Annotated in this window: 16 protein-coding genes and 1 pseudogene; 8 read left to right on the forward strand and 9 right to left on the reverse strand. The window is 40.1% G+C overall.

Annotated elements, in window-relative coordinates; translation table 11 throughout:
- Positions 1 to 6: 6 nt before the first annotated feature.
- Complete coding sequence (locus RMX98_RS17605; RefSeq protein WP_322678085.1) at positions 7 to 882, reverse strand: GNAT family N-acetyltransferase; 876 nt, start codon at positions 880 to 882, stop codon at positions 7 to 9.
- Between the two features lie 275 nt (positions 883 to 1,157).
- Entirely contained in the window at positions 1,158 to 2,030 is an 873-nt protein-coding gene (locus tag RMX98_RS17610) for a GNAT family N-acetyltransferase (RefSeq protein WP_322678084.1), read from the reverse strand.
- Positions 2,031 to 2,804: 774 nt separating this feature from the next.
- On the opposite strand from RMX98_RS17610, the gene RMX98_RS17615 reads away from it, so the two are divergent.
- On the forward strand, positions 2,805 to 3,278 hold the full coding sequence (locus RMX98_RS17615; RefSeq protein WP_322678083.1) for a tellurite resistance TerB family protein: 474 nt from the start codon (positions 2,805 to 2,807) through the stop codon (positions 3,276 to 3,278).
- Between the two features lie 157 nt (positions 3,279 to 3,435).
- Here RMX98_RS17615 and RMX98_RS17620 read toward each other — a convergent pair whose 3' ends face one another.
- Complete coding sequence (locus RMX98_RS17620; RefSeq protein WP_322678108.1) at positions 3,436 to 4,035, reverse strand: hypothetical protein; 600 nt, start codon at positions 4,033 to 4,035, stop codon at positions 3,436 to 3,438.
- Between the two features lie 240 nt (positions 4,036 to 4,275).
- On the opposite strand from RMX98_RS17620, the gene dacB reads away from it, so the two are divergent.
- The gene (gene dacB / locus RMX98_RS17625) at positions 4,276 to 5,718 is read left to right on the forward strand and encodes a D-alanyl-D-alanine carboxypeptidase/D-alanyl-D-alanine-endopeptidase (protein WP_409881336.1); all 1,443 of its coding nucleotides are present in this window, start codon (positions 4,276 to 4,278) and stop codon (positions 5,716 to 5,718) included.
- 29 nt (positions 5,719 to 5,747) lie between these two features.
- Positions 5,748 to 6,641: an LD-carboxypeptidase gene (locus RMX98_RS17630; protein WP_322678081.1), complete on the forward strand. Its 894-nt coding sequence runs from the start codon at positions 5,748 to 5,750 to the stop codon at positions 6,639 to 6,641.
- 17 nt (positions 6,642 to 6,658) lie between these two features.
- On the opposite strand, the gene RMX98_RS17635 is transcribed toward RMX98_RS17630, so the two are convergent.
- Together RMX98_RS17635 and RMX98_RS17640 are read right to left on the reverse strand one after the other, a co-directional pair.
- Positions 6,659 to 7,702: a glycosyltransferase family 4 protein gene (locus tag RMX98_RS17635; RefSeq protein WP_322678080.1), complete on the reverse strand. Its 1,044-nt coding sequence runs from the start codon at positions 7,700 to 7,702 to the stop codon at positions 6,659 to 6,661.
- A 120-nt stretch (positions 7,703 to 7,822) separates the two neighbouring features.
- Positions 7,823 to 8,566, reverse strand: a complete 744-nt coding sequence (locus tag RMX98_RS17640; RefSeq protein ID WP_322678079.1) for a class I SAM-dependent methyltransferase — start codon at positions 8,564 to 8,566, stop codon at positions 7,823 to 7,825.
- Positions 8,567 to 9,070: 504 nt separating this feature from the next.
- Here RMX98_RS17640 and RMX98_RS17645 point away from each other — a divergent pair.
- Entirely contained in the window at positions 9,071 to 10,399 is a 1,329-nt protein-coding gene (locus tag RMX98_RS17645) for an ABC transporter substrate-binding protein (protein WP_322678078.1), read from the forward strand.
- A gap of 449 nt (positions 10,400 to 10,848) precedes the next feature.
- Here the strand turns inward: RMX98_RS17645 and RMX98_RS17650 are convergent, their stop codons facing one another.
- Entirely contained in the window at positions 10,849 to 11,586 is a 738-nt protein-coding gene (locus RMX98_RS17650) for a hypothetical protein (RefSeq protein WP_322678077.1), read from the reverse strand.
- Positions 11,587 to 12,233: 647 nt separating this feature from the next.
- Here RMX98_RS17650 and RMX98_RS17655 point away from each other — a divergent pair.
- From RMX98_RS17655 to RMX98_RS17670, 4 genes are all read left to right on the forward strand, one after another.
- A complete protein-coding gene (locus tag RMX98_RS17655) occupies positions 12,234 to 12,917 on the forward strand; it encodes a PEP-CTERM sorting domain-containing protein (protein WP_322678076.1) in 684 nt (227 codons plus the stop codon).
- Between the two features lie 309 nt (positions 12,918 to 13,226).
- A complete protein-coding gene (gene hemE / locus RMX98_RS17660; protein WP_322678075.1) occupies positions 13,227 to 14,288 on the forward strand; it encodes a uroporphyrinogen decarboxylase in 1,062 nt (353 codons plus the stop codon).
- A 165-nt stretch (positions 14,289 to 14,453) separates the two neighbouring features.
- Positions 14,454 to 15,413 (forward strand): NAD(P)-dependent oxidoreductase, encoded by a 960-nt coding sequence (locus RMX98_RS17665; RefSeq protein ID WP_322678074.1) that lies wholly within the window; start codon positions 14,454 to 14,456, stop codon positions 15,411 to 15,413.
- A 174-nt stretch (positions 15,414 to 15,587) separates the two neighbouring features.
- A complete protein-coding gene (locus RMX98_RS17670; protein WP_322678073.1) occupies positions 15,588 to 17,174 on the forward strand; it encodes a B12-binding domain-containing radical SAM protein in 1,587 nt (528 codons plus the stop codon).
- Positions 17,175 to 17,302: 128 nt separating this feature from the next.
- On the opposite strand, the gene RMX98_RS17675 is transcribed toward RMX98_RS17670, so the two are convergent.
- The 3 genes and pseudogenes from RMX98_RS17675 to RMX98_RS17685 all read right to left on the reverse strand — a co-directional run bounded on the left by RMX98_RS17675 (position 17,303) and on the right by RMX98_RS17685 (position 18,774).
- Entirely contained in the window at positions 17,303 to 18,145 is an 843-nt protein-coding gene (locus tag RMX98_RS17675; protein ID WP_322678072.1) for a 2-isopropylmalate synthase, read from the reverse strand.
- 39 nt (positions 18,146 to 18,184) lie between these two features.
- Positions 18,185 to 18,388: pseudogene (locus tag RMX98_RS17680) on the reverse strand (type II toxin-antitoxin system RelE/ParE family toxin); the annotation flags it as partial.
- Positions 18,389 to 18,489: 101 nt separating this feature from the next.
- Positions 18,490 to 18,774: a type II toxin-antitoxin system ParD family antitoxin gene (locus RMX98_RS17685; protein WP_322678071.1), complete on the reverse strand. Its 285-nt coding sequence runs from the start codon at positions 18,772 to 18,774 to the stop codon at positions 18,490 to 18,492.
- Positions 18,775 to 18,819: the final 45 nt, after the last annotated feature.

Consider the following 18,819-nt stretch of genomic DNA (forward strand, 5'->3'; position numbering starts at 1 on the left):
CTCTACTCAACACCTTGCAGAACGCGGCAACATAAATTTCTCGCCCTCGGCTGCAAACTTACCACGAACCATCAGCACAGTTTCATCAAATGCATGGGTGAATGCTTCCACATCTTTGACATCGAGAAGTTCTGGATTAAAGTAAATCACTACTTCTTCAATGGGTTGAGGTATCTTAGCAAGAATATTCTTCAAAGGGCATATCTGCGTTGTAACTAAATCGAAAAGATGAAGTCGGCTATCTTCTATCTCCATACAAGCAATTAAATCTAAATCTTCTGCATAGTATAAAGGACGACTTCCTTCATTGACACAGAACACAGGTTTTTCTTTGACTACGCCAACTATATTAGAGACAGGGGCGCGTGTTTCCAAAAGTCTGTGTAGCAATGTGTAATCTTTCGTATCTGTAAAATCCAGTGTTCTGAAGCTTTCAGTGCTACCTGTGGAGTTACACTTAACTTTGAAGATATGTTCTTCGACTACACGAAAGCCAAAAGGTAAGTAAAACTCTGGTTGTGGTGTAGTCAGTACTAGGGTTTCGTAAATGCGATCGCAATATTCCAACACTTCTGCCATCACTTGACGATAATACCCTCTCCTACGAAATTCTGCACGGGTAGCTACTCCATGAATCCCTCCCACAGTCAGCCTTTCTCCCATTATTTGCATGGGAATTTCTAACACTCCCACATGGGTAATAGCTATATCATCATGAAAGCGGATAAACGGAGTTGAAGCTGTTTCCCAGGATGCACCTAGTTTTTTTGCACATTCTGCTAAACTACTGAGTCCGGGAAATGTGACCTCCATCAAGTCAAAAAGCTTATTGCTCAAGCTAGGATCAGCAGAAAATGACTGTTTGAAGCGATACTGGCTCATAGTTCAAGTATTACGATCAATTTCAGTAAAGACTACAAAATCAATTCCAGCAAATCCAGAAAAAGGGGAAATATAAATGGATAGCAATGGCATAAGGCAATACTTTTCGGATAAACCCAACAATCTCTTTTTTGGTCTGGGGGAAAGGTTAAAGGTTAAAGGGGAAAGGTAAATTCAAATCCTTTTCCTTTCTCCTTTCACCCTTAACCAAAAAGTATTGGGGCGTAAGGTCTTGCGCCTTTAACAATTATTGTGTTTAACGCAATAAATATTTATCAAGCCTGAGTTTCTTCAAATAAGACTAAGCCATACTTCTCGCCAGTAGGCAAAAAGCCGATTCCTCGATAAACTGCTTGGGCTGCTTGGTTATTATCACCTGTAAATAGGATGGCACGTTTTACTCCTTGCGATCGCGCATCTAACAACGAACCTGCTACCACACTTTTGGCGTAGCCTTTACCCCGTAGCGCTGGCGGTGTCCACACTCCACCAATTTGCACAATATCAGGTAGGCTAGCGTTGAAAGCAGAATAGGATACTGGGGTATCTCCTGCGACTAAAACCCAATGCATAGCCGTAGCTTGACGGGCTTCAATTACCAGACGGCAAGCTGGTCTTAAACTGGGAGTATCTCTTCCTCCTAAAGTTTCCACATCAAAAGCAGCACACCATTCGGTGAGTAATTCCAACTCCTCTGGATGTGGCAAACGACATTGCATCTTTGCTGATGTTAAGGCTTGAGGTATTTGTAAGTCTCGCAGTGTTAGAGAAAACAATATCTCAGGCTTATCAAGTTGAGTCGGTCGATGACTAAATCCCAAAATGCTTTTTGTCGCTTCGACTTGTGCTGCTGGCCCACTAATTCCAGAAATAGCACGTCCAGATTGCGCCACAACTGCTTGCACTACCTCTGACAAATGTACAGGGGCTTGGACTACGATCATCCCATTCCAAAAGTGGGCTGCAACTGCCACTATAGTTTGATCTTTGTAGGCTGCTATGTAAGTTCCTTGAAATCTGGCACCTTGGTCAAGCAATCCCGCAGCTCGCGAATTAGAGCGCAAAAACATAGAAGTATCAGTATGTTGTAAGAGAAATGTCTCCAGTGATGCTTCATCTCCAGGTTGCAGAATTCTCAAAGTAGGCACAAAAAACTCCTGAGTGTCAAATTTGGTTTAGGTATCAGATGCTTGCTTGCATCTGTCAAAATTGCCAGGGTAGTTTTCTGCAAGGTATTTGCAGGTGTTATTGTAACTCAAGGGCGATCGCTTGTTTTTGTGACTATAGCAAAGTGCTGAGTGCTGGGAAAATTGTCTAAAAAAGGCTGAGGATTGGGTTTGTTGGTTTGCGCTAAAAAGCAGGAACGCTTCTCTACAAGACAGTATGCATAGCTAACATTACAACGTTGGTCATCAACATTACAACATTAAAGAGAAACATTACAACGTTAGTCATCAACATTACAACATTAAAGAGAAACATTACAACGTTGGTTATCAACATTACAACATTAAGAAGAAACATTGCAATGTTGGTTATCAACATTACAACATTTGTCACCAACATTACATTCTGAAAAAAATCACTACAACTCAAAAAGGTTTCTTGACTATTGCCTCTTGCCTATTGCCTATTGCCTATTGCCTCTTACCTATTGCCTCTTACCTATTGCCTATTGCCTATTGCCTATTGCCTCTTACCTATTGCCTATTCCCTATTACCTCTTACGCAAATAAGTATAGCTACGCCACGCTTCGCGAACAAAAATCAAATCGGATTGCTATATCTGCGTATTTGTTATGAAAAAAAAGATTCATCCCAATGTATATTTCTGCATTATTTTGGGAATCATAAATCGAGGAAGCATGATAAACCGCAAAATATGACTTCCTGAAATATCACGTAACTTTTAGAGGATAATTATGTCTAAACGCAAGTTGCCCAAAGGCCGTAGTGTTAGTTCAGTTGCTCTAGAACCAGAAGTTGCGATCGCAATCCTTGGGTTATTTTCCGCAGCTGCTGATGGTGAAGGTATTTCTTCAACAGAAGAATATGCTTTAAGTGAATTTCTTGGCCGTGTTGACTTATTTGAAGATTACTCTGAAGAAGACTTTGAAGAATTGACCGAAAAAGTCGTCAGCTTGATTGAAGAAGAAGAACCAGAAGATTTAATTGCCCAGTCCATCGAATCCTTACCCAATAGAAATTATCGTGAAGCTGCATACATCACAGCTATTTTAGTCGTAGGGATTGACGAAGAAGTACCCGAAAGTGAACAAGATTATATCTCTGAGCTTCAAGAAGCCTTAAAGATTTCAGACGAACGCGCACAAGAACTTATAGATGCAGTGTTCGGAGAAGACGAAGAGGAAGAAGAGGAAGAAGACGAGGAGTAATCTTTTTTGAATTGCAACCTCAGCCATCTACCATCTTTAATTTGGGGTTGCTAATTTAGAGTATGAAATAATTTTGTTTGAGTTAAGTTGTTCCGATTCCCGACTTCATGAAGAAGTTGGGAATCTTGCACGTTATCAAAATTAATCCGATAGACCACTAATTAGAAAGTGGTACATTTTTAAATGCGGCTGTATCTGGCACAAAAATGTCCAAGTTATTAACACCATCGGGAACTCTTAGCCAGATATAAGCATCTGCGGAGGCTTGTGGACGTACTTGGAACAAAGAAACGGTTCCTGTTGAGCGATTAAGAGCAACTCCTTTGTAAGTTACGCTAGTCTCAGGATTGCGGGCTGTTGTACTAGCAACAGATATAATATCGCTACCAACAACTCCGTCTGTGGCAAGGCGACGAATACGCATTTGCAGATTTACCACATCACGGTTTCCAGTTTCTGGATCTTTAATTCGTTTTGCTGAAAGTAACTCAACTTCTGCCTTTTTGCCAAAAGCAGGTTGTACAAATTGACCAGGGCTAATTGCTGAAGTTGTAGCACTAGCTGGGGATGGTGAGGCCGTTGCTTGGGGAGAAGTTGTAGCTGTAGGACTTGGCACTTGAGTAGGAAGGCTGTTACTGACTGTATTAGTAGCATTTAGTGTCTGCCGTAACGTGAAAACTTCATAAGCTACATAGCCGCTACATCCCAAAGCCAAAGTAGAGAGTAATACAGCTACACCAGATAAAAATGTACTCACACCGTTGCCTCGATTTCGTATTTCTGTATGTGCAGGTTGACTTAGGTTTCTATTTTGTAGTCCCATAAATTATGTTTGTGCGATCGCCCACGTATGAAACATGTGAACATCTTCCCTATACTAGTTAAGTAACTTTACTGAGCCAATTCTTCTCTCTCCGGAAAGAAGTTGTAGGCAAGGTCAAAATATCTATCTTTGGGATAAGGAAAATTGGTGAGACTTAAGATTTTCAATCAACCACTGGGTGTTTTGTTAATATTTTTCACTAGCCAGATAGGATTTAGCTCTATTGCAAAAGCACAAACCCAAGTCGCGCCAACAACCACTACAAAATCAATTTGCTCTACCCAACTGGGAACAGCTATAGATGCTGTAATCAATCGTCCCTTATTTAGTCGGGGGCGCTGGGGAATTTTGGTACAACCCCTGTCAACTGGGCAAACTCTTTACAGTCGAGATGCCGAGAAATATTTTACTCCTGCGTCTAACCTCAAATTGCTGACAACAGCAGCTGCATTGCAGCAATTGGGTGCTAATTTTCGGATTCGCACCTCTATTTATCAGAATGGCAATGGTGTTTTACGTGTTGTCGGTAGGGGAGATCCTAGCTTAAGCGATACTCAACTGCAAACATTGGCACAACAGCTAAAACAGAAAGGTATTACTCAAATTCAGCGATTGATCGCTGATGATAGTTATATTCAAGGGGATATTGTTAACCCCACCTGGCAATGGGAAGATGTGCAATCAAGTGATGGCGTACCAGTCAGCAGCTTTATACTGAATGAAAATATTTTTAGCTTCAAACTTGTACCGCAGGCTGTAGGTAAATCTTTGCAAGTAGTGTGGATTGATCCTGGCGAGGCAAAACAGTGGCGGATAATCAATCAGTCAGTAACCGTTCCCCAAAATCAACCAAGCTATGTCAATGTTACCCGCGAATTATCAGGAACAGTACTACGAATTCAAGGACAACTGACAACAAATTCTGAACCGTCTTTAATAGATTTACCTGTAGTTGACCCTAATTATTACTTCTTACGGCGTTTCCGTACTGCTTTGGCAACAGAAAAAATTACCTTGGGACAAACATTAGTAATAAATGGTGGTGTGAATCAACAAGAAATAGCATTTGTAGAGTCGCCACCTTTATCTGAATTATTAATGGAAACTCTTCAAAATAGTAATAATCTATATGCTGAAGCACTGCTGAGAGCATTAGCTGTAAACAAACCCAGATTAAAAAATCAAACTAGTGCTGATGTCGGTTTAGAGGTTGTCAAAGCAAGTTTAACTAAATTAGGAGTTGATCCAGCAAATTATATTTTAGTGGATGGTTCAGGTTTATCACGTCGTAACTTAGTAACACCAGAAGCTTTTGTACAAACTTTGCGGGGAATGGCAAAAACACCAGCAGCATATATATATCGCGCATCTTTACCCGTGGCGGGTAAAAGTGGAACTCTGAAGGGTCGCTTTCAAGATACACCTGCTGAGGGTATTGTACAAGCAAAAACAGGTACATTAACGGGTGTAGTTTCTCTATCTGGATATCTGAATGCGCCGAAGTATGAGCCGCTAGTTTTTAGTATTATCGTAAATCAGTCGGATCAATCTGCAACAGTTGTGCGACAGGCAATTGATGAAGTTGTTGTATTGTTAACACAGTTGCATCATTGTTAATATTATACTTTTCACTCCTAACTTTTTTCATGCCAGCCAAAATCTTACCACCGCCCTTAAAACCTGGAGACTTACTACGAGTAATTGCCCCTAGTGGTGCTTTGCGAGAATTTGAGGCATTTGAACGAAGTATAGAAATTTGGCGATCGCGTGGCTACAAACTAGAAATCAGTCCCCAGATAGATGATAAATGGGGATATCTAGCTGGTACAGACGAAACCCGCCGTCAACAACTAGCAGCAGCATGGCAAGATCCCGATTGTCGTGGTATCCTTTGTGCCAGAGGCGGTTTTGGCAGCACCCGCATCTTAGAAGATTGGAACTGGTCATCAGGGCTTCCCAAGTGGCTCATAGGATTTTCTGATATTACAGCTTTATTATGGAGCCTTTATACAGCAGGAATTTCCGGCGTTCACGGCCCGGTAATGACAACTTTGGTAGATGAGTCAGATTGGTCAATTAAGCGATTATTTGATTGGGTAGAAGCTAGTTCTTTCACGCCTCTTAAAGGTTGCGGTTGGGGTGGTGGTGTGGTTACTGGCACTTTGTTACCAGGTAATCTCACAGTAGCTACTCACCTTTTGGGTACACCAATTCTGCCACATCTTGATGGTGTAATTCTGGCGTTGGAAGATGTTACAGAAGCACCTTATCGCATCGATAGGATGCTGACACAGTGGCGTTTGAGTGGTGCTTTTTCACAAGTCTGCGGTATTGCTTTGGGGGGTTTTACTCGCTGTGAAGCGCCGCCAAATATATCTAGTTTTAGTGTAGAAGAAGTATTGCGCGATCGCTTAGGTGATTTGGGTATTCCTGTTGTCTCCGATTTGCCTTTTGGTCATGATAATCCCAATGCGGCTTTACCCGTGGGTGTAGAGGTAACTTTAGATGGGGATGCAGGAATATTAGCAATCGCGCCATAGTTAAGCGCAAATATTATTCATTTTTTCAGGATTTTTTGAAACCATTCTTCTACGCGATCGCCCATAGCTTCTAAAGAGTATTCAGTTTCTGCTTTCTGGCGACAAGCTTGGCGGTCAAGTTCAGCCAGACGCTTAATAGCTTCTACCAATCCTTGGACACTATCAGGTTCCACTAAAAAGCCAGTTTTGCCTTCTTGAATAATTTCTGTTAAACCACCCCGACGATAACTAATCAAAGGCACACCGCAAGCAAGTGCCTCTAGTGCGACATTTGGATAAGCCTCTATCCATCTGGGAGTAATAATTAATGCTCGACACTGACCTAATTCTTGTTGAAGTTCATGTGTTGGTAAAAATCCTCCATATTCTATCGGGGCATCAGGGTATTCCTGACAAATTTGCTCCCAGTAGGGTACATCCTGTATTAATCCAAAGATTTTCATCGGCATACCCGTAATTTTCGCTGCTGCTACAGCATCTTCTAGCCCTTTTTCTGGTGCTATGCGACCTACCCAAGCCAGGTAAGAACCAGGTTGACTACAAAACTGATAAACAGACAAATCTAAACCATTTACTAAACATCTACATTTATCTGCAAATGTAAAAGTAGCTGCCTGGGTTTGACCATGAACGCCAATAGTACCTGGAAAATTATTTGCTACCTGTTCAATCATGTGATCCATAACATCTGTTAAAGAACCCATACTGATGAGATGAGCGATCGGACGGTTAAAAAATGGTGTTAAATATAGTGGTAGCCAATCATAAGCAAAATTCACAATCAAATCATAATCTGCTTGCACTTGGCGAGCATAATCCCACATATTCGCTAGAACAGAATTTTTTGGGATAAAAATTGGCTCAGTACGAGTCTGATTCTGGGCTGGGATCTGGAGTTCTCCGGGAATTTCTTTAATAGGTAATGAACTGCTAACAGATCCTTGGGGGGCGACTATTTCTAATTTGTTTCCTCGCCGCAGCATCTCTTTGGCAATGTTAGAGAGGGTCAACTCCACTCCGCCACCCAATCCTGAACCTAGTGAACCAATTGGAGTGGACATAAATAATAATTTATGGTACATTTTTGTCGTTAATGTATTTTCATCAAGAGCATTTTTTCACCTAAACAACGTAATTATTGGGTTTCGCTGTACCTCCACCCAAAATACATGAAATTAAATTCAACTTAGCTTACGGTAGCAGCGAGTTGTAATCAGGTAAGGGTGAAAAACCTCTAAGAAGTGACTCTGAAGTGTATGGAAAAATGTTTCTACTACTTTATGATCATCTAAATGAAAAGGAAATTCTTGATTAAAACCTTTAAAGAAATGCCAATTAACTATCATTTTACCTTCAGAGTTCAAACATTGATAAAATTCTAATAATTGCTGGCTAGGATCTGACAGATGTTCTAAAACATCAAAACACAAAATCGTATCAAATTTCTCTTTTGTAGGCATTTCAAGAGCAAAAACTATTTTTTTATCCAGTCCCAGTTTCTCAGCTCGATACTGAACAAAATCACGATTGATCGGATTAATATCATAATAGATTACTTGCTCAACTTGTGAACAAAGAGCAGCGCCAAGGGCATGAGTTCCTATTCCACCACCAAAATCTAAAACTCGGCCTTGAGCATAATCTGCAATCAACCGTAACATATCTCCAATATACTCATGACTTGACAGATGCCAAGCCCCCAATTCAAATAAGTAAAGTTCTCCTACTTTATCACGATAGAAAGCACTTGCTTCTTGCCAATTAAAATCTTTGTGTCCTAAGTTTTTTATTTCTTCTTGTGCTGCTGCTAACTTTGTCTCTACGGTTTCTGGTTCTAAATGTAAAAAACCTTGTAGATGATGCTTGAAGTGAAATGAATTTTCTAAAAAGCTGCTTAAAAAAGAAGCCCTGGTAGAGTTTCCCATAAAAATTGTGTCAAAATGTAAATAGATATATTATACAATAAATGTCTACCTGCTTAACTTATTATCATTCGTAAAGATTGAGGCAAAATGTAGTGTGTTTGAGCAATATTTTCTAAAATAGAAAAAATTTATCATGAAAATTACCTGAGTTACTGGAGGTTATATTCCTGCACCTCTGTTATCAAATTCTATTTGAACTCTGATGCAAAAATATAAATAATTTTTATATAAAATTTAACATCAAGTAGATACTCTTAACTATAAAGTGTTAATGAACTCAGAGATAAAATAAATATGGATAACTTCAATAACCCTTTATGAGAGTGTTGTTCTAAATGAAATTATTCAGATGGATGACTACGGTCATTGCAATGGTTGTCAAAAAGCCTTACATGGTTTTGAACCTTTGAAAATAGAGCAATTTAATTTTCATCGAATTGACTATACGAGGGTGTGGTTTAAGAAGGGTGAAGTGAGAAATGCCTAATAAATCTAAAAATTGGCATGAAAATTATGCTTTTCCAATCGCAATTTCAGAAATTTTTCCGCCAGCTGACCAATTCTGCTTTGCGGCTTTCAGTGATGGGAATTATTCTAAGTATATTTTTAATATTTTTATATGGTTGTCAGGGGACAGTTCAGAAGAATGACAGAGTAATTAATTTGAGTCTATGGCAATCAATCAATCCCCCTGCTAATCGGGATGTGTTTAACAAACTAGTAGATAAATTTAATCAAACTCATGCTGATGTTAAGGTGGAATCTATATTTATAGGTCAACCCCAATTGCCAAAAATATTAACAGCAGTTGTGGGCAATGCGCCCCCAGATATTCTGTCATTCTATCCTCAATTGACAGGTCAGTTTATGGAACTAGGGGCAATTCAACCTTTAGAAACATGGCTAGACAAATTACCACTGAAGTCAGAAATTAGCCCCAACCTATTGGAGGAATTAAAATTAGACGATCATCTTTGGTCAATCCCACTTTATAGTGCCAATTTAGGGATTTTTTACCGACCAAAACTTTTCCAAGCGGCGGGAATTACGCAAACTCCTAAGACTTGGGAAAAACTGAAGGAAGTTGCTAAAAAATTAACCATAGACCGGAATGGCGACAATCGACCCGAACAGTACGGAATTTTACTGCCTTTAGGGAAGGGAGATTGGACTGTCTTTAGTTGGTTCCCCTTTTTATTGAGCGCTGGCGGAGAAGTTGTTACCAATAACCATCCGAATTTGACGAATCCAGGTGCGATCGCAGCCTTACAATTTTGGCAAGACCTATTAAAAGATGGTTCTGCAACCCTTTCTCCTCCAGAGCGAGGTTATGAAGAAGACGCTTTTATCGCAGGTCGTGTTGCTATGCAGATTACAGGCCCTTGGACTTATATAATGAAGTCCAATGTTGACTTTGAAGTATTCCCCATACCTGCAAGTGTAAAACCTGCTACAGTGACAGCTACTGGAAACATGTATTTGATGAAGACTACCCCAGAAAGAGAGCAAGCCGCACTCAAATTTTTAGAGTATGTTTTAAGTGAAGAATTCCAAACAGAATGGAGTATTGGAACGGGTTTTTTACCAGTTAACCTCAAATCTGTCCAAAGTCAGGCTTATCAAGAATTTCTCCAGCAAAAACCTGTCTTGAAAGTCTTTATTGACCAAATGCCTGTATCAGGTTCTCGACCAATCATTCCTGGCTATAGTCGCTTGTCTGACAGTTTAGGTCGAGCCATCGAAGCCACGATGCTAGGTGCGTCTCCAGAAACAGCACTCAAACAAGCTCAAGCAAACCTTGATTCAATTTGGGATTCCCTACAATCTAGATGAAATCTAATAAGGCTTCCTTTTTACTTAAGTAAGCCGCCGGAAATAAATGTAACTATATTAAGAAGGGTAAAGGGTAAGGGGAAAAGGGAAAAACCTTTCCCCTTTAACATGAGTATCTTTCCCTATACAAAACTTTACATAGTTCGGTTTAATCGCGTCTAATTATAACGTGAGTTCGACAAGCCTTTTTTGACCTCTCCCCCAATCCCTCTTGGACACCCAGAGGGGAGCCAAGACCCTAATTTCTCGTTGCTCCTCCCTTTCACTGTGGGAGAGGTTCATCGAACTCACGTTAATTATACCAATTCAATTAATGATTGCAACACATCCTTGGGTAAAGACGCGATTCATCGCGTCTCTACAAATGGTCTATTTGTCGCATTCTTTTTTCCAATTGGTATTACTTAGCCTTGCAAAAACTAGGTTTCAAAACCGATGCTGAATTACGATCAACCAGAAATTCCACTTTGGCGATGTGAATTTCTTTTCAAGGTACACAAGCCGATTGCTGGTATAATCCCCAAAATTATTGCTGTAAATCCTTGTCCACTCCAATACAATATAAAGTTACGGTTTGTTTCTGGAATCAAATTTTGCACCAGAAAAAGCAACCAAACTAAAATAGTGATTAATAAAAAAGAGATTGAAGGCAGAAAATTCCACCACCAAACGCTAGCTGTATATCGCCTCAATACTAGCCATTGGCACATACCCAGCCAAATACCAGAAATAATATAAGCGATCGCAGACAAAAATCCCAAAATAAAAGTATCTTCAGAAGATGATGAGGCAATGGTTGAAATGTAGTTAATCCAGGCTGTAGAAACGCCGTTGGCAATCAGCCAACCAATACTAGTAGCAAATAACCACTGCCAACCTGGTAAATACCGATAAAGAACAAGGCTTTGGTCAGCAGCAAAAATCATTGCAAATACAACATTACTGAGACTTCTGACCAAAATGCTCCATGTTTGTGGTTGAGTAGCAGCGCTAGGTAAGAGACTGTAGAGAATAATTTTCTCTAAGGCGATACTGGCAACACCACCGACAACCCATCCGATGAGCGTCATTAAGGTAAACTGAATAAAGAACCTCTGTCGCTGCGATCGCGGAATCAAAAACTTTCCTAGATTAGGCTCGTTATTAGCAGATGCAAGATGATCGGGACTGTTAGAGTCAGTTTGCATAAGAAGTTAGGGGAGTGAGAGAATAGGGAGATCGCAAAGATAGGGGAACAGAGGGAGAATTAACTAATGCCCAATGCTCAATCTTCAATTAAATATTGATTCTTGTTTTACCCTATTTCTCAATCACCAGTCCCTATTTTCCATTCCCCACTCGCCACTCCCCACTTGCCACTTCCTCAAGGCGAGAATCTTATGTCAATAAGAACAGCCTATTCTCAATAAAATTTAATTAACCTATTCTTTTTGCTAAAGATTTAAGGGTAGTCCATCGTAGGCATCTCTTTGAGTCTGGGAAACTAAACCAAACAATATGTTGGTTCTTAACCTTGGTTGCGATCAAAAGTAATTTAGATGGGCTTGTCCTGCCCACTACAATTGCACAAGAGCCTTCACTTAATCTTTAAAGATATTTTAGTATATACACCGTATCTTTTGCGAGTTATAAAAATCAAAATAGGATTACAAAGCATCAAGAAAAATTTACATTTTTGAGCTTGTTTTACCCAACAACAGCCATATATAAAGACCTAATAATCTTTGTGGTTTTCTTCTAATTTGTTGGAGTAATGAAACCAGTTTTTCATAGCTAGGTTTCAATAAAAGTTCAGTCTTAATTATCTTTGTGTTCTTCAAGGTTTATTACTAGAATGCTGCAAAAAATCTCCTTAGCTTTACTCGGAATGACTGCTGTAGTCATGAGTGCGAATCCGGCTAGTGCCATAACTCTGCAAGTCAATAGTGGCCCGTTTTCTAGCTACGCTGATGCCAAAACTGTTACCTTTGACGATGGTACAGCAAATGATCCTAATGGATTTGTTACTTACTCTAATATTACTAGTAACATCGTTCAAGGTAGCGTATCTGGTCAATACGCCTCACCTTATGGAGATAACACCAAATTTCTCACAATTGCTCCCGTAGGTAGTAATGTCGCAGGCGACAGTGGTTTTGTCAATATTAACTTCAAACAAGCTGTTAATTACTTCGGTTTTTATGCAGGTTCATTAGATGATTACAACTTTGTTGACATTTACAAAGGCAATCAGTTGTTAAAGACTTTTAGTGGTGCAGATGTGCCAACTGCTATAGCTAATGGTAGTTGGACTAGCTCTCAAGCTAATATGTTTATCAATCTTGTAGCTGATACAGGAGAAACATTTGACCGAGTTGTGATGCGCTCAAATGGTGTTGCCTTTGAAACAGATAACCACGCCTATAGACTAGCCAGCGTTCCTGAACCTAGTGCGATGTTAGGTGTGGTAGCAATAGGTGCTTGTGGTATGATGTCGCTCTTCAAACGCTCACAACAGAAAGCGATAGTGAAAGGATAAATTTATCCAGTTACCTGTTCCAAAACCTTAAGGATGTGTCTCTATGCCATGCGTAGAGACACATTTTGTTATGCAGTTTTCCTCATACGTTCCCTTGATGCAGAAGTCAGAGGTGTATTGCTACGTGGTACTAGCCAAAAAAACAATAAATTGTAGCGCTTGCTGGCATTAATACTATAATCCAATAATCAAAATATTATAAAATATTACTATTATGCCCTGCTATTCACCTTTTCCTGAAAACCTGCTGGAAAAGCGTAATCCCAGAATGATAAGCTAAACAGTGGCATAAATAGGATGAAGTAATAAATGGGTGTTTATTCAACGACTCCTCATCTCTTACGGGCTGCTCGTGGTGAAGTAGTAGATCGTCCCCCTGTATGGATGATGCGACAAGCGGGACGATATATGAAAGCATATCGAGACTTAAGAGAAAAGTATCCTTCGTTTCGCGATCGCTCCGAAATTCCAGATGTAGCAATCGAAGTTTCCTTGCAACCGTGGAAAGCTTTCCAACCAGATGGAGTAATTTTATTTTCTGATATTGTCACCCCCTTACCTGGTTTGGGCATTGACATGGATATCGCCGAAGGTAAAGGGCCAATCATTCACTCGCCCCTCCGCACTCAAGAACAAATCGATGCTCTGCATCCTTTAGAACCAGAAGCAGCTCTACCATTTATCAAGACAATTTTGCAAGCGCTGCGTTCGGAAGTAGGCGATAAATCAACGGTTTTGGGCTTTGTGGGTGCGCCGTGGACGTTAGCAGCTTATGCAGTTGAAGGAAAAGGTTCTAAAACCTACTCCATCATCAAAAACATGGCATTTTCCGATCCGACGATATTGCATAAACTGTTAGCTAAATTAGCAGATGCGATCGCCATCTATGCCCGCTACCAAATTGACTGTGGCGCTCAAGTTGTGCAAATGTTCGATTCTTGGGCGGGTCAATTGAGTCCTCAAGATTATGACACCTTTGCTCTCCCCTATCAGCAGAGAGTTTTCCAGCAAGTTAAGCAAACCCACCCCGATACACCTTTGATTTTGTTAGTTAGCGGTAGTGCAGGTGTGTTGGAAAGAATGGGACAATCTGGGGCTGATATTGTCACTGTAGACTGGGCAGTGGATATGGCAGACGCAAGAGCCAGATTGGGTAAACAAATGAAAGTGCAAGGAAATCTTGACCCAGGCGTGTTATTCGGCTCTAAACAGTTTATCCGCGATCGCATTCTCGATACCGTTCGCAAAGCTGGTAATTGGGGTCATATTCTCAATCTCGGTCACGGTGTCTTACCAGAAACTCCAGAAGAAAATGTCGCTTTCTTCTTTGAAACAGCTAAGGAATTGAATCTTGCAGGAGTTAAGGGTTAGGAGTCATACAATTTTAGATTTTAGATTTTAGATTTTAGATTTTTCCTGCAATCTAAAATCCAAAATTCAAAATCTAAAATTTCCAGAGTTATCAGTTGCGATTCGGAACTTTTAACTTTATTATTAGTTCTTTGGTTTTAACTCCTAACGTTTTATAAATTCTTTATGAGCCAGAAGCGGATTTTAGTGACTGGTGCAAGTGGTTGTGTAGGTCATTATTTAACAGAAGCCTTAATTAAGGAAACAGATCACGAACTGTATCTACTAGTTAGGAACCCAAGCAAACTGCAAATTGATACCAAGGCTCGTTCAGGTATCAACGTTTTGCAAGGTGATATGCAAAATATTCGCCAGTTTGCTGATTTGCTATACACAATTGATACAGCCGTACTTACAGCCACAGCTTGGGGTGGCGAGCAAACATTTGATATTAATGTCGTCAAGACTATAGAGTTACTGGAACTGTTAGATCCAGAACGTTGCCAACAGGTAATTTATTTTTCAACAGCTAGCGTTTTGGATCGCTACAATCAACCATTAAAAGAAGCCGGGGAAATTGGAACAGATTATATCCGTTCTAAACATGAGTGCTTAGAGAAAAAAGACAAATTAGCGATCGCACCCAAAATTACCACAGTTTTTCCGACTGTAGTATTGGGTGGTGATGCGAATAAACCCTATTCTGCTGTGACATCTGGTATTACAGAAGTTACCAAATATATTAATTTGATTCGCTTTTTGAAAGCAGATGGTAGTTTTCACTTTATCCACGCACAAGATATTGCAACTGTAGTGCGATATTTGATTGATCGTCCTGCTAAAGATAATCAGCCACGTCGGCTTGTTTTAGGTCAAGCACCGTTAACTGCTAATCAAGCAGTAAAACAGGTTTGTGCTTATCTGGGCAAAAAGATTTACTTTCGCATTCCCATATCCATAGCATTAGCTAATTTGATTATTGTTCTGTTTCGCATTCGGATGGCTGCTTGGGATAGATTTTGCATGAACTATCGGCATTTTACATACGAAAAATTCATTAATCCTGATAGTTTCGGCTTGCCAAATTATTGTGCAACCATGACTGATGTTTTAAAAATTAGTGGCGTTGAACGGGCTGATAAATAGTCAATAATTCTTTGTCTCGTTCCCAGTATAAAAGGCTGTGCCTTTTGACTTGCGGCAGAGGTGCAATGATTTACATTTCTTGGTTCTATCTGGAAACGGGTTTTAATAAAAAGTCAATAACTCTTTATTTTCGTTAGAGTGGGATAACAATCAAAGTGTGAGGATTGATACTACATGCGAATCTTGTTAGTGTATCCAATATTTCCCAAAACCTTTTGGTCTTATGAGAAAATCCTAGAGTTAGTCGATCGCAAGGTTTTATTACCACCTCTGGGTTTAGTAACAGTAGCGGCGATTTTGCCCCAAGAATGGGAATTTAAGCTGGTAGATCGCAACATCCGCCCAGCAACAGAAGCAGAGTGGGCATGGGCAGATGTGGTAATCCTCTCTGCGATGATTGTCCAGAAACAAGATTTACTTGAACAAATCCAGGAAGCTAAAAAACGTGGCAAGTTAGTCGCAGTTGGCGGCCCTTACCCCACCTCTGTACCTCATGAAGTTGAGAATGTTGGCGCAGATTTTCTGATTCTGGATGAAGGGGAAATCACGCTGCCCATGTTTATTGAGGCAATAAAAAGAGGAGACACATCTGGCACTTTCCGCGCCACAGAAAAACCTGATGTGACAAGCACACCAATACCTCGCTTTGATTTATTAGAATTGAATGCTTATGACATGATGTCAGTGCAGTTTTCGCGCGGGTGTCCCTTCCAGTGCGAATTTTGCGACATTATTGTTCTCTACGGGCGCAAACCGCGCACCAAAACCCCAGCCCAACTTTTAGCAGAATTAGATTATCTCTATGAACTGGGTTGGCGGCGGGGTGTGTTCATGGTGGATGACAACTTTATTGGCAACAAGCGAAATGTAAAATTGTTGCTGAAAGAGTTAAAAGTCTGGATGGCAGAACATAAGTATCCCTTCCGATTTGACACGGAAGCTTCAGTTGACTTGGCACAAGATCCAGAAATGTTGGAGTTGATGGTTGAGTGCGGTTTCTCGGCGGTGTTTTTGGGAATCGAAACACCGGATGAGGATAGTTTGCAAATGACTAAGAAGTTTCAAAATACTCGCAGTTCTCTAACTGAGGCAGTGCAAACTATTACTAAAGCGGGATTGCGCCCAATGGCTGGGTTTATTATCGGGTTTGATGGCGAAAAAGCAGGTGCAGGCGATCGCATTGTCCGCTTTGCAGAACAAGCAGCAATTCCCTCAACCACCTTTGCCATGTTGCAAGCGTTACCTAATACTGCACTTTGGCATCGCCTGAAAAAGGAAGGACGACTCCGGGAAAATCAAGATGGCAACATCAACCAAACAACATTGATGAACTTCCTGCCTACCCGTCCCCTGGAAGAACTAGCCAGAGAATATATTGAGGCATTCTGTACTTTATACGACCCAGTACAATATTTGGATCGTACCTATCGCTGCTTCTTGATGATGGGCTTGCCGAGTTGGAAAGCGCCAGCGAAAATGCCAGAGTGGGTAGTTATAAAAGCGTTGCTGATTGTGATTTGGCGACAAGGAATCAAACGGGAAACCCGTTGGAAATTCTGGCATCATTTATTTAGCATTCTCAAACGTAACCCTGGAGTTATTGAACATTACATCGCCGTTTGTGCCCACAATGAGCATTTTCTAGAGTATCGCCAAATTGTGCGCGATCAAATTGAAAGTCAGCTAGCTGAGTATTTGGCACAAGGTGCAGAAAAACCTTATGTGCTAGTTAAGGAAAAAGCTGAAGCAGTAGTTAGTTAAATGTAGTAACGGTTAATAGGTAAAAGTGAAAAAATTACTTATTAGCCGTTATTAAAACCAGTATGCTATTCAAAGTATGATAGTTATAAAGTGTGCGTTAGCCTTTGGTGTAACACACCCTATAAAAACTATTTTGCTTTTGCAATCCCAGTTATTTCAAAAATTAGCTCTGCTGCTTTACTGATTAACGAAGTGTTAATTTCAAGTTGATAAGTCTCCTCTTTTAAAACCTCTATCACAACTTTACTGAAATCTGCGTTACCTTTCCTCGCACCCAAACCATTAATTGCACATTCAATTTGCCTCACACCACAACTTAAAGCAATGAGTGAATTATCTACCGCCATACCCAAATCATCATGGCAGTGTACTGAAACAACAGCTTCATCAATATTGGATACTTGATTAAAAATCATTTGCAGAAGTTGTGAAAACTCTTCTGGCGATGCCAAACCTAAGCTATCAGGAATACTAACAGTAGTAGCACCACTATTGATTGCAGTTTCAATAGATTTACACAAAAAACCTGGCTCACTTCTGGGGGCATCAAAAGCGCTCCATTCTACATCATCACAGTAATTGCGTGCTAGAGAAACACTTTTTTTGATTGTTGCTAATACTTCTTCTGTGCTTAATTTAGATTGATTTTTAATATTTACCGGAGTATAAGTGTGAATTCTACCTCTAATTGCTGGTTTAATTGCTTCAGCAAGAGTGATTATTTCATTAGGATTAGAACTAGCTAGCCCACAAATAATAGAATTTTTAATTATTTTAGAAATATGAAAGACTTCATCAAAATCTTTTTGAGAAATTGCTGGATAACCAACTTCAATAATATCTACTCCCATTTCTTCGAGTAATTGGGAGATAGCAATTTTTTGTTGCAAATTCATCTTTACACCAGGCGTCAATTCTCCATCACGCATGGTGGTATCAAAAATAATTACTTTGTGATTATTTCCTGACATATTGGCTAGAGATAGCGATCGCTTACATCAAATGCAATATTAAGGGATATCCTCACTTAAGAAAACTATCTCTAAATCTCGATAACCACTGACAATACGTACAACTTCCACACCGCCATCAATGGAACGATAAAATATTAAATAATCTTCTACTGGAAAACTCCGTAAACCACTGGCAAAATTATCGCAACTTTGCCCTATATTAGGAAAATCAGCCAACAGTTTACACTGCTGTTTAATTTTTTTGTTGAGTCTTCAAGCCGCATCAGGATTGTAGCGGATAATATAGCGATTAATCTCTTTGAAGTCTTGCTTGGCTGGAATTGTTAAAACATACCGACTCATTATTTAGCGGCCTCAGCTTGTTGCATTTGAGCTTCAGCACGTCGGATATCTTCTTCAATTTCTGCAAATACCTCTTCACCATCAATTACTTCACCACGCTCTGATGCTTCAAGACCTTCTTGGATTTTAGCTTTCAATTCTGCTAGACGTTGTTCTTGAACGCGAGCGCGTTCATCTAGCAATCTCAATGCTTCGCCCATCACCTCACTCACTGAGTGGTATCGACCACTATTAACCTTATCCTTAACCAACTGCTCCAGTTCTGGGGTCAAAGATACATTCACAACTATTACCTCATTCCATTTACTCTATATAGTAACCGAAAGCAA

The organism is Nostoc sp. DedQUE02 (assembly GCF_034531035.1).
Taxonomy (GTDB): Bacteria; Cyanobacteriota; Cyanobacteriia; order Cyanobacteriales; family Nostocaceae; genus Nostoc.